This window comes from Aeromonas sp. 75A, assembly GCF_051919425.1.
GTDB classification, from domain to species: Bacteria; Pseudomonadota; Gammaproteobacteria; order Enterobacterales; family Aeromonadaceae; genus Aeromonas; species Aeromonas veronii.
On the sequence record NZ_JBQBES010000002.1, the window covers coordinates 4,052,619 to 4,065,168 of the forward strand.

8 protein-coding genes and 1 pseudogene are annotated in these 12,550 nt (G+C 58.8%); 4 read left to right on the forward strand and 5 right to left on the reverse strand.

Annotated features, from left to right (window positions below):
- The first annotated feature begins 14 nt into the window (after positions 1–14).
- The 3 genes from lon (at position 15) to ppiD (ending at position 4,946) form a co-directional block, all read left to right on the forward strand.
- On the forward strand, positions 15–2,369 hold the full coding sequence (gene lon, locus ACTG2T_RS18835; RefSeq protein WP_005336976.1) for an endopeptidase La: 2,355 nt from the start codon (positions 15–17) through the stop codon (positions 2,367–2,369).
- A 240-nt stretch (positions 2,370–2,609) separates the two neighbouring features.
- Positions 2,610–2,882: a nucleoid-associated protein HU-beta gene (gene hupB, locus ACTG2T_RS18840; RefSeq protein WP_005315375.1), complete on the forward strand. Its 273-nt coding sequence runs from the start codon at positions 2,610–2,612 to the stop codon at positions 2,880–2,882.
- A 150-nt stretch (positions 2,883–3,032) separates the two neighbouring features.
- A complete protein-coding gene (gene ppiD, locus ACTG2T_RS18845; RefSeq protein ID WP_330124562.1) occupies positions 3,033–4,946 on the forward strand; it encodes a peptidylprolyl isomerase in 1,914 nt (637 codons plus the stop codon).
- A 238-nt stretch (positions 4,947–5,184) separates the two neighbouring features.
- Here the strand turns inward: ppiD and ACTG2T_RS18850 are convergent, their stop codons facing one another.
- The 5 genes and pseudogenes from ACTG2T_RS18850 to ACTG2T_RS18870 all read right to left on the reverse strand — a co-directional run bounded on the left by ACTG2T_RS18850 (position 5,185) and on the right by ACTG2T_RS18870 (position 11,441).
- Complete coding sequence (locus tag ACTG2T_RS18850) at positions 5,185–6,777, reverse strand: ABC-F family ATPase (RefSeq protein WP_069553922.1); 1,593 nt, start codon at positions 6,775–6,777, stop codon at positions 5,185–5,187.
- Between the two features lie 167 nt (positions 6,778–6,944).
- Positions 6,945–8,597: a cation acetate symporter gene (locus ACTG2T_RS18855; protein WP_026035062.1), complete on the reverse strand. Its 1,653-nt coding sequence runs from the start codon at positions 8,595–8,597 to the stop codon at positions 6,945–6,947.
- An 11-nt stretch (positions 8,598–8,608) separates the two neighbouring features.
- Complete coding sequence (locus ACTG2T_RS18860; RefSeq protein ID WP_005336970.1) at positions 8,609–8,920, reverse strand: DUF485 domain-containing protein; 312 nt, start codon at positions 8,918–8,920, stop codon at positions 8,609–8,611.
- A 105-nt stretch (positions 8,921–9,025) separates the two neighbouring features.
- Positions 9,026–9,652 (reverse strand): 3'-5' exonuclease, encoded by a 627-nt coding sequence (locus tag ACTG2T_RS18865; protein WP_330124563.1) that lies wholly within the window; start codon positions 9,650–9,652, stop codon positions 9,026–9,028.
- 2 nt (positions 9,653–9,654) lie between these two features.
- Positions 9,655–11,441: pseudogene (locus tag ACTG2T_RS18870) on the reverse strand (putative nucleotidyltransferase substrate binding domain-containing protein).
- Between the two features lie 168 nt (positions 11,442–11,609).
- Here ACTG2T_RS18870 and ACTG2T_RS18875 point away from each other — a divergent pair.
- Positions 11,610–12,416, forward strand: a complete 807-nt coding sequence (locus ACTG2T_RS18875; protein WP_330124565.1) for a crotonase/enoyl-CoA hydratase family protein — start codon at positions 11,610–11,612, stop codon at positions 12,414–12,416.
- The last annotated feature ends 134 nt before the right edge of the window (positions 12,417–12,550 follow it).

The following is a 12,550-nucleotide window of genomic DNA, read 5'->3' on the forward strand; positions in this document are numbered from 1 at the left end:
CCGAGAGGACATATATGAACCTAGAGCGTTCAGAACGCATCGAGATTCCCGTCCTGCCTCTTCGTGACGTGGTGGTTTACCCCCACATGGTCATTCCACTCTTTGTGGGGCGGGAAAAATCCATTCGCTGTCTGGAAGCGGCCATGGAGCAGGACAAGAAAGTTCTGCTGGTGGCCCAGAAGGATGCGTCAACCGATGAGCCGACTGTGGAGGAGATCTTCACCGTCGGGACAGTGGCCAATATTCTGCAGATGCTCAAGCTGCCGGACGGCACCGTCAAGGTGCTGGTAGAGGGTGGGCAGCGTGCCCGCCTGGAGCGGATGATCGACGACAAGGATTTCTTTGTCTGCGAGGCCCAGTACATCCCCTCCCAAGCCATTGAGGAGAAGGATCAGGAAGTACTGGTTCGCTCCGCCATCGGCCAGTTTGAAGGCTATATCAAGCTCAACAAGAAGATCCCGCCCGAGGTACTGACCTCGATCTCGGCGATCGACGATGCTGCGCGTCTGGCTGACACCATGGCGGCCCACATGCCGCTCAAGCTGGAAGACAAGCAGAAGGTGCTGGAGATCGTCTCGGTTTCCGAGCGCATCGAATTCCTGATGGCGATGATGGAGTCGGAAATTGACCTGCTGCAGGTCGAGAAGCGCATCCGTACTCGCGTCAAGAAGCAGATGGAAAAGAGTCAGCGCGAGTATTACCTCAACGAGCAGATGAAGGCCATCCAGAAAGAGCTGGGTGAGCTGGAAGATAGCCCGGATGAGTTTGAAGCCCTCAATCGCAAGATTGAAGAGGCTGGCATGCCGGAAGATGCCCGTGAAAAGGCCCAGGCCGAGCTTGCCAAGCTGAAGATGATGTCTCCCATGTCCGCCGAGGCTACCGTGGTTCGCAGCTATGTGGACTGGATGGTACAGGTGCCGTGGAAGGCGCGATCCAAGGTCAAGAAAGACCTTGGCAAGGCGCAAGAGGTGCTGGATGCCGATCACTATGGCCTCGAGAAGGTCAAGGATCGCATCCTCGAATATCTGGCGGTACAGGCACGGGTGAACAAGCTCAAGGGCCCCATCCTCTGTCTGGTTGGGCCTCCCGGTGTAGGCAAGACCTCGCTGGGCCAATCCATCGCCAAGGCGACAGGCCGCAAATATGTGCGGATGGCCCTCGGTGGGGTGCGTGACGAAGCGGAGATCCGCGGTCACCGCCGTACCTATATTGGTTCCATGCCAGGCAAGCTTATCCAGAAGATGGCGAAAGTCGGCGTGAAGAACCCGCTGTTCCTGCTCGACGAGATCGACAAGATGAGCTCGGACATGCGTGGCGATCCCGCATCCGCCTTGCTGGAAGTGCTGGATCCGGAACAGAACAACAGCTTCAACGATCACTATCTGGAAGTGGATTATGACCTGTCGGACGTCATGTTCGTGGCTACCTCCAACTCCATGAACATCCCGGGCCCCTTGCTGGACCGGATGGAAGTGATCCGTCTCTCCGGTTACACCGAAGATGAGAAGCTCAACATTGCCAAGCAGCATCTGGTTGCCAAGCAGATCCAGCGTAACGGCCTGAAAGAGTCCGAGATCACCATCGAAGATTCTGCCCTGGTCGGAGTGATCCGTTACTACACCCGCGAGGCGGGTGTGCGGAGTCTGGAGCGCGAGATCTCCAAGATTTGTCGCAAGGCGGTCAAGCGCATCCTGCTGGACAAGAGCATCAAGCATGTTCAGGTCAATCAGGAGAACCTCAAGGAGTTCCTCGGGGTGCAGCGTTTCGATTACGGCAAGGCCACCGACCAGAATCAAGTGGGTCAGGTGTGTGGTCTGGCGTGGACCGAAGTGGGGGGCGATCTGCTCACCATCGAGACCACCAACATGCCGGGCAAGGGCAAGCTCACTTATACCGGTTCTCTCGGTGATGTGATGCAGGAGTCCATCCAGGCGGCCATGACCGTCGTGCGTGCCCGTGCCGAGAAGCTGCGCATCAACGCCGACTTCTACGAGAAGCGCGATATCCACGTGCACGTACCGGAAGGGGCAACCCCGAAAGATGGTCCGAGCGCCGGTATCGCCATGTGTACTGCCCTGGTCTCCAGCTTGACCGGTAATCCGGTTCGTGCTGATGTGGCTATGACAGGGGAGATCACCTTGCGCGGCGAAGTGCTGCCCATCGGTGGTCTCAAGGAGAAGTTGCTGGCAGCCCATCGTGGCGGCATCAAGCGAGTGCTTATTCCGAAAGAGAACGAGCGTGACCTTGAGGAGATCCCGGCAAACGTCAAACAAGACCTTGAAATTTATCCGGTTCGCTGGATTGACGAGGTGCTGGAATTGGCGTTGCAGGACAATCCACAGGGGTTTGAGCGCGTTTCTGTCGTGTAAATGTTGATGCGCCGCAAATTTGGCGCATTCGGCGGGTGGTTAAGGCTTGCATGCGCCCGATAACGGAAGTAGCCTTGACCACCGATCGGGTACTCGTGATGAGTCGCAATGCGTTGTGTGGCGCGGGTTTGCGCCAGATTGTCACTTGCAACTGATCAGGAGGCTTGCTATAAAACCTCCACTTGTTGTGGCCAGGGAAATCAGCGCCGCAGCGGTGTTTGATAAAAGGGGAATATAAGAGTGAATAAATCTCAACTGATTGACAAGATTGCAGACGGTGCCGATATCTCCAAAGCTGCCGCTGGCCGTGCGTTGGATGCCTTCATTGATGCTGTTGGTGAAGCGCTGAAAGAGGGTGACCAGGTTGCTCTGGTTGGTTTTGGTACTTTCGCTGTACGCGAGCGTGCTGCCCGTTCAGGCCGTAACCCGCAGACTGGCGCGACCATCGAAATCGCTGCTGGTAAAGTTCCTGCCTTCAAAGCCGGTAAGGCCCTGAAAGACGCTGTTAACTAAGTCGGTCGCTGATATCCGTCGGCTACCGTCCTTGGTCGCAGACCAGACAAGTTAGAGAGTCTTCTCTCATACTGATTGACCAAGGCGCATCGCAATCGGTGCGCCTTTTTATTGTTTACGCCCATCGAGTTCGGGAGCATAAGTACAAACATGATGTTGGATAAACTACGCGAAGGGGCGCAGGGCAAGGTAGCCAAGGTTATCTTGGGCCTGATCATCCTCTCCTTTGCCTTGGCTGGTGTAGGTAGTTACCTGAACGGCCCGGCCCGTACCGCCCCCGCCACCGTCAATGGCACCGAGATCAGTGCTGCGGCACTGGAAAATGCCTACCGTAACGAGCGCGCCCGCATGGAATCCCAGATGGGAGAGGCATTCAGCCAGCTGGCCGCGAACCCCGATTACATGAAACAGTTCCGTCGCGGTGTGCTGGATCGCCTGATCGATCAGGCGCTGCTGGACAGCAAGGCCCGTGAACTGGGTCTGCGTATCAGTGACGAACAGATCAAGCAAGCCATCGTGGCCATGCCGGAGTTTGCCGAGAACGGCAAGTTCAACAATGACCGCTATCTGCAGCTGATCCGTCGTGCCGGCATGACTCCTGAAATGTTCCGTGACTCCCTGCGTCAGGACATGGTGCGTCAACAGTTGATGAGCGCCCTGCTGGGCACCGAATTCTCCCTCAAGGGCGAAGCGGAGCAGCTCGACAAGCTCTACAACCAGACTCGCGATCTGCGTCTGGTGCGTCTGGCTGCTGCCAACTACATGGCTGACGTTCAGGCCTCCGACAACGAGCTGGAGCAGTACTACAAGACCAATGGCGCCCGTTTCATGAACGACGAGCAGGTCAAGGTCGACTATCTGCTGCTGGACGCTGCCAACCTCGCCAAGGATATCAAGGTCACCGAGCAGGATGCCCAGGATTACTACGATCAGCACCAGGATCTGTTCCAGCGTGCCGAGCGTCGCCACGTGGCTCACATCCTGATCCCGTTTGGCAAGGACGAGAAAGCGGCCGAGCAGAAAGCAGAAGCCGTGCTGGCCAAAGCCAAGGCGGGTGATGATTTCGCTGCGCTGGCCAAGGCTGACTCTTCCGATACCTTCTCTGCCAAAAAAGGCGGCGAGCTGGACTGGTTCGAGAAAGGGGTGATGGATCCGGCCTTCGAGAAAGCCGCGTTCGCCCTGAACAAGGCTGGCGATCTCTCCGGCGTGGTGAAGAGCCCGTTCGGTTTCCACATCATCAAGCTGCTGGGGGTTGAAGCCGCCCAGACCAAGCCGTTTGCCGATGTGAAAGAAGAGACCATCACCCGTCTGCAAGCTGACAAGGCCAAGGAGAAGTTCTTCGCCGAGCAGCAGAAGATGGCTGACAACAGCTTCGAAAACCCGGACTCGCTGGATCTGACCGCTGATGCCATGGGGATGAAGGTTCAATCTTCCGATTTCTTCACCCAAGCGACTGCTCCGGCTCCGCTGAATGATCCCAAGGTGCTCTCCGTGGCGTTCTCCGAACAGCTGCGCGATGACAACACCAACTCCGACGTGATCGAGCTGGCTGACGGCAAGGCGCTGGTGCTGCACATCACTGGTCACAAGCCCAAAGCAGTCAAGCCGCTGGCCGAGGTGAAAGAGCAGGTGATTGCCGCCATCAAGCATGACAAGGCCAGTGAAGTGGCCCGTGGCAAGGCCCAGGGCCTGCTGGACAAGCTGAAAGTCGGTGAGAGCATCACCGCCGATCTGACTGCACTGGGTCTGAAAGTGGAGACCCACAAAGGGGTTGCCCGCTTCGATCGCGAGCTGGATCAGAACCTGATTGCCCAGGCATTCACGCTGCCCCATCCGATCGACGGCAAGCCGAGCGTGGCTCTGGTTGCCGAGACCAATGGTGACCGCGTTGTAGTTGCGCTGGACAAGGTCAACGTCCCTGCCGCCGCATCCGGCATGGCCGCCATGCTGCAAGCTCAGCTGGGTCAGGGCAAAGCTCAGGTGGATTACAAGTCTCTGATCGACGAGTTGCGCAAAGCAGCCAAGATCGAGTACTTCACCAGTGTGGAAGCGACCGTCGAGTAATCGGCACTGCGCAATCCATTGAAAACGGCTCCTTGATGGAGCCGTTTTTTTATCTGTGGGCAAAAGAGGGGGATACTCAAGCTCTGCTCTCTGCTCTCTGCTCTCTGCTCTCTGCTCTCTGCTCTGTGGCGTGTAGTCACACCACTGCTATATGCCATCTCAGTCGTCTAAATACGGGATATAAAAAAACCGGCACCTGAGTGCCGGTTTTGCATTGCGCACTTGCGCAGGAGCGGGGTTACACCACGCCTTGGGTGCGCAGGTAATCCTCGTAGGTGCCGCCGAAGTCGCGGATGCCATCTTCGGTCAGCTCCAGGATGCGGGTCGCCAGAGAGGAGACGAATTCGCGGTCGTGAGAGACGAAGATCAGGGTCCCCTGGTAGAGCTCCAGTGCCATGTTCAAGGATTCGATGGATTCCATGTCCAGGTGGTTGGTCGGCTCATCCATGATCAGGATATTGGGGCGCTGCATCATCAGCTTGCCGAACAGCATGCGACCCTGTTCACCACCGGAGAGCACCTTGACCGGCTTCTTGATGTCGTCCTGAGAGAAGAGCAGACGGCCCAGTATGGAGCGTACAGCCTGCTCGTCTTCGTTCTCCTGTTTCCACTGGGCCATCCAGTCGAACACGTTGAGATCAGTGTCGAAGTCTTCGGCGTGATCCTGAGCGTAGTAACCGATCTGGGCGTTCTCGGACCACTTGATGGTGCCGGTATCCGGAGCCAGTGCGCCCACCAAGGTCTTGATCAGAGTCGATTTACCGATACCGTTGGTACCCAGAATGGCGACCTTCTCGCCCACTTCCATCATCATGTTGAGGCCCTTGAACAGGGGACCGTCGCCATAACCCTTGGATACACCTTCCACTTCCAGGATGTTGCGATAGAGCTTTTTGTCCTGCTCGAAGCGGATGAAGGGGTTCTGGCGGCTGGAGACCTTGACGTCCTCAATCTTGATCTTGTCGATCTGCTTGAGACGGGAGGTCGCCTGACGGGACTTGGAGGCGTTGGCGCTGAAACGGGAGACGAAGGATTGCAGATCGGCAATCTGGGCCTTCTTCTTGGCGTTGTCGGCCAGCAGACGCTCGCGCGCCTGGGTGGCGGCCAGCATGTAGTCGTCGTAGTTGCCTGGGTAAACGCGCAGCTCGCCGTAGTCCAGATCCGCCATGTGGGTACAGACAGAGTTAAGGAAGTGACGGTCGTGAGAGATGATGATCATGGTGCTTTCACGTTCGTTGAGCACCTGCTCCAGCCAGCGAATGGTGTTGATATCCAGGTTGTTGGTCGGCTCGTCCAGCAGCAGGATGTCAGGGTTGGAGAAGAGGGCCTGTGCCAGCAGCACCCGCAGTTTCCAGCCAGGGGCCACTTCGCTCATCGGGCCGTTGTGCTGCTCGAGCGGAATGCCGACACCCAGCAGCAGCTCGCCTGCGCGCGCTTCGGCGGTGTAGCCGTCATATTCGGCGACCAGACCTTCCAGCTCGGCAGCCTTCATATAGTCTTCGTCGGTGGCTTCGAGGTTGGCGTAGATGGCATCGCGCTCGGCGATGGCTGCCCACAGCTCGGTGTGGCCCATCATGACCACGTCCAGTACGCGCATCTCTTCGTAGGCGAACTGATCCTGACGCAGCTTACCGATGCGCTCGTTGACGTCCAGGCTCACATTACCGCCAGTGGGCTCCAGATCACCACCGAGGATCTTCATAAAGGTGGACTTGCCACAGCCGTTGGCGCCGATAAGGCCATAGCGGTTGCCGCCGCCAAACTTGACGTTGATGTTCTCAAACAGCGGCTTGGCGCCGAACTGCATGGTGATGTTGTTGCTACTTAACAAGGTATGTGTCCCGATTGGTCTGTCAAATGGCGCGCATTATGGCACAGATCCCCCGAAAGTTTTAGCGAGAAGTGTGATCTTGATCGGGGCAAGCGGGCGTGCAGCCGATTGATGGGCAATATAAAAAAGCCGGCGCGAGGCCGGCTTGGAAGGATGAACTTGATCTGTTAGTGGGAGGTGGCGCCAGAGGCACCCAGCCCGGTCTGGGAGCGAACGAACTGCGGCAGGAACTTGGCATGCTCGTCGGCGGCGTTCTGGGAGCTGTCGGTGATGGAGAAGAACCAGATCCCGACGAAGGCCAACCCCATGGAGAAGAGGGCAGGGTATTCGTAGGGGAAGATGGCCTGGGCATGGCCCAGCACTTTCACCCACACGGTCGGGCCCAGGATCATCAGGGTTACGGCGCTCACCAGTCCCAGCCAGCCACCGTAGACGGCGCCACGGGTGGTCAGGCGTGACCAGAACATGGAGAGGAACAGCACCGGGAAGTTGCAGCTGGCGGCGATGGAGAAGGCCAGACCCACCATGAAAGCGATGTTCTGCTTCTCGAACAGGATCCCCAGACCAATGGCAACCACACCCAGCACCAGAGTCGTCATCTTGGATACACGCAGTTCATCGGTCTCGTTAGCCTTGCCCTTCTTCAACACGCTGGCATAGAGGTCATGGGAGACCGCAGAGGCTCCGGCCAGGGTCAATCCGGCAACTACCGCCAGAATAGTGGCAAATGCCACGGCGGAGATGAAGCCGAGGAACAGGCTGCCACCGACCGCATTGGCCAGATGGACTGCCGCCATGTTGGTGCCGCCCAGCAGGGCGCCGGTGGCGTCCTTGAAGGCCGGGTTGGTGCTCACCAGCAAGATGGCGCCAAAGCCGATGATGAAGGTGAGGATGTAGAAGTAGCCGATAAAGCCGGTGGCGTAGAACACAGATTTACGCGCTTCCTTGGCATCGCTCACGGTGAAGAAACGCATCAGGATATGGGGGAGACCGGCGGTGCCGAACATCAATGCCAGACCGAGCGAGATGGCGGAGATGGGGTCAGCAACCAGGCCACCCGGGCTCATGATGGCGATCCCTTTCTCGTGCACCTTGACCGCTTCGCTAAACAGGGCACCGATATCGAAGTTGACCGATTTCATGACCATGATGGCCATGAAGCTGGCACCGGAGAGCAGCATCACTGCCTTGATGATCTGCACCCAGGTGGTGGCCAGCATGCCGCCAAACAGCACGTAGAGCACCATCAGGATACCGACCAGCACTACTGCCACATGGTATTGCAGGCCAAACAGCAGCTCGATCAGCTTGCCGGCACCGACCATCTGGGCGATCAGGTAGAGGGCGACCACCACCAGCGAACCACAGGCGGAGAGGGTACGCACTTCAGTCTGCTTGAGACGATAGGAGGCGACATCGGCAAAGGTATATTTGCCAAGGTTGCGCAGCCGTTCGGCGATCAGGAACAGAATGATGGGCCAGCCCACCAGAAAGCCGATGGAGTAGATGAGGCCGTCATAACCGGAGGTGTAGACCAGCGCGGAGATCCCGAGGAAAGAGGCGGCGGACATATAGTCACCGGCGATGGCCAGACCGTTCTGGAAGCCGGTGATACGGCCACCGGCCGCATAGTAGTCGGAAGCCGAGCGGTTGCGCTTGGAGGCCCAGTAGGTGATGAACAGGGTAGCGGCCACAAAGACCACGAACATCACGATGGCCGATACATTGAGGGGTTGGCGTTGTACTTCGCCGGTCAGCGCATCCGCTGCCAGCAGGGGGGAGGAGGCCAGTGAGGCTAACAGCAGCCACTTGCCTTTCATGCTTTTTGCGCTCATGACTGCACTCCCTTGAGGATTTTCTGATTCAGCTCGTCAAACTCGCCGTTGGCCCGAAACACATAGATGCCGGTCAATACGAAGGAGGAGAGGATCAGTCCCACCCCGACCGGAATGCCACGGGTGACGGTGGTGCTGTCGCTGAGCGGGGTGCCGAGCCAACCGGGGGCAAAGGCGATGAGCAGAATAAACGCCAGGTAGAGTCCCAGCATCAGAGCCGAGAGGGCCCAGGCAAAACGCTGGCGCTTGGCGACCAGCTCCTGGAAGTTGGGATCTTGCTGGATCCTCAGATAGCTTTGCTGTTCCATTGCAGTTCTCCATGACATGAGTGTCAGCGGTGGATGGGGTAACCCCGACGAGCAGGCAATCTGCTCATGTAAGCAAAATGTGAATTAAATGTTATTTGTCGACAATTAGACTTTGGGATAAGCCAGTGGCGAGCCGCAGGTCAGGCGCAGGTAGATGAGCGCGGCCGTGGTGGCATCGGCAAGGGCATCGTGGGCGGGTAGGGATGGGAGTTCAAGGTGGCTGCAGATGGCACTCAAATGGAGGTCAATAGCCGCATCGGGGTAGCGGCGATAGAGGTGGTCATGATAGAGCTGGCTCACCTCGATCCCTCGCTGGGGCAGAGTCAATCCCCACAATTTCTGGCAGGCGAGATTGAGAATACGCAGGTCGTAGGCGATGTGATAGCCCACCAGTTCACGGGGGCCGATAAAGTGAAGCAGCAGGCGCAGCGCGGCTTCCAGCTCCATTCCCTGTTGCAGATCCTGATGGCGCAGACCGTGGATCACCACAGATTGACTGGTCAGGCTGGCCGGTGGCTGTATCTTGATGGCGAGGGCCTCGCCGGTCAGCAGCCGGTTACCCTGAATGCGCACCGCCCCGATGGAGACGATCTCGGCCTGCTCGGGATCGAGACTGGTGGTCTCGAAATCGAGGGCGATCCGTTCATCTTCCGGTGGGGTGGCAAAGAGCAGCGCGAACTCGCCAGTTCGGAACGCACGGCCATACCAGTAGCGTCGAACGAGGCTAAACATGGCTATTGTCTCAGACGAAAGTGCAAGGTGAGCCACTGCTGGAACTTCTTAACCTGATGCAGCGCCTGACGCAACAGATCCCGCTCGCTGTGGCTGAGCTCGCTTGTCTGCACCCGACTATTGCCCCCCTTGAGCTGGCTGCGCAGCCTCAGCCGGATAAAGAGCCGGAACGCCTCTGCCAGATTGCTGCCATAGTCGGCACTGAGCCGATCGGCGGCCACCAATGCGTCGATACGCCCCAGGGTTGAGGTCTCCAGAATGCCTGCCTCAAGGACCAGCATGCGGATACCGTGCACCAGCGGGAACAGGCCGCCCCGCTTCAGATCCAGCCCTTCCGGTGGCTGCTCCAGCCTGCCAAACAGGGTGAGGGGGGCATGGAAGGCCACCGCCGGTCGCACCATCTCCGCCAGCAGATCCCGCCTGTCCGCCAACTGCTCGCGCAGCGCTCTGGCAACCGGCAGATGGAGCTGTCGATCCCCCGCGATGGGGTGAGCATCGGCCAGGGTGGCGAGCCAGAGCAGCTCATCCTCTTTTGCCGTGGTGCAGGCGCAGGCAATGGCGCTTTGCCACTCGCTGCCTGTTTTCACCCAGGCCGGATTGTTCACCATCACCTGCCCGGGGCACAGCGGGTAGCCGAGGCGCTCCAGCAGGGCGCTGAATTCGGCCAGATCGGCTGCCTGGGTGGGCCATGTCAGCCCCTCTGGCAGGATCAGGGCGTTGTCCTGATCGGTTTTGAGGATCTGCTCGCCACGCCCCTCCGAGCCCAGCATCAGCAGGCAGACCTTATCCTGCACCTCGGGGGGATCACCAGTGCAAAGGCTTTGGCGATCAGCTGTTCGTTGATGGTGGCGATGAGCTTCATCAAAAAGGCGGTGTGGATCCCTTGGGCAAACAGTGAGCGGGTCAATTGTTGCTGCTCGCGGGCCACCGCCTCCAGCGCCGGCAGGCTGTCGGCGCGGGCGATACGCAACGTCAGCACGTGGGAGTGGGTGGAGAAGAGCCCCAGCACCTGAGTCAGTTGCAAGATGCCCGCCACCTCGTTGCCACGCCACACCACCAGTCGCTTGATGCGATGGCGGGTCATCAGCAGCAGGGCATCAAACAGATAGCTCTCCAGCGGCAGACCAATCAGCGGTGTAGGGGTCAGCACCGAGAGGGGCGCCGTCAGCGGCAATCCCTTGAGGGTCAGGGCGTGGAGCAAGGTCTTGCGGGTTGCCAGCGTGAGGGAGCCATCGTGGGCCGGGTAGAGCAGGCAATCGGTTCCCTCGCTCACCATGGCTTCGGTCGCCGCCAGCAGTGACAGCTTGCTGTCGATGATAAGCGGTGCTTGCAGATGGCCGGGTTCGATGCGGGTCAGGATAAATTCCGCCAGATTCTTCTGCCCCAGTTGTTCGCGTTGCTCCTGCTGGCGCTGGCGCTCGGCCAGATTGGCGGTGAAGTAGCTGGCAAACTGCGGATCCTGCTCACAGAGCGTCAGAAAGGTGCGGCGAGGAATGAGTTGGCAGAGGCTATCTTCCAGCGCGGTGAAGCGGTGGCGGCAGCGGCCGTCAAACTGGGCGCGCACATCGAACAGGTCATCGACCCCGTAATCACCAAACTGATGGTGAGGGGCCGACTCTTCCACCGCCCCCTTGATGATGAGATAGAGGCCGGGAGGCTCGTCCCCCTCCTTGAGCAGCAGATCCCCGGCCCGAAAATAGCAGAGCGAGAGGTGACGGGAGAGCCGCTCGCGCGCCTCCTCATCCAGTCTGTCGAACGGTGGTCTGGCAAAATTGAACAGGGTTGACATGACAGCGTCCTCTGCTGGCTTGCGGCACTCATGCAGCTCCCAGTGTGACAAAGGGAGGGGGAGGCGACCAGCCGACTTTAGTCTCAGCTGTACCGCCTGTTCACACTCTGATAACGTGGTGGTATGACCAGTGAGTCAGTTTCAGGGATCAAGGAGAGGACAAGGGAGATGGAAAAACCAAGGATCAAGTGCGAGATCCACGACGGGATTGCCGAAGTGATGCTGATGCGGGGGGATAAACTCAATGCACTGGACAGAGCCATGTTCAGCGCCATCGATGAGACATTGACGCAGCTCGCCCGGCACAAGGGGTTGCGGGCGGTGATCCTGCATGGCGAGGGGCGGGCCTTCTGCGCCGGGCTGGATGTGAAATCCATGCTGAGACAGCCGGTGGCGGCGCTCGATATTCTCAAGCGCGAAGCGGACGAGGCGACCAATCTGGCCCAGCGGGTTGCCTATGGCTGGCACCAGCTGCCGGTGCCGGTGATTGCGGTGACCCAGGGAGTCTGTTTTGGCGGTGGATTGCAGATCGCGCTCGGCGCCGATTTTCGCTTCAGCACCCCCGATTGCCGCTTCTCGGTGATGGAGATCAAGTGGGGCATCATCCCCGATATGAGCGGCAGTGTCACCATGCGCAACCTGATGGGGCTGGATACCGCCATGGAGCTGGCCATGAGCGGGCGCGAACTGGATGCCGTCGAGGCCAAATCCCTCGGGATGGTGAGCCGTGTTTGCGCCGATCCGCTGGTGGAGGCGCGAGAGTTTGCCCGCACCCTCATCACCAAGTCGCCCGATGCACTGGCGGGGATCAAGCAGCTCTACAGCCAGGCCTGGGCCCGCAGTGACGAGGCGATGCTCAAAGAGGAGACTCGGCTGCAAAAGCAGATTTTGGGGCGACCCAATCAGTGGCGGGCTACCCTTAACAGCCTGTTTCGCTGGCGGCTGCCATTCGGGCCACGCCGCAATGCGCTTTGAGCTGGGTATTAGCCATGGCTGCCTTGGTGCCGAAGTAGTCGACGGTTAATTCAGTTTTCATGCTCACTTCAATGTTCTGCTTGCTGAACGGGGTTCAAATGACTTAATCTTACGTGAAGTTAAATAGTCTGGAC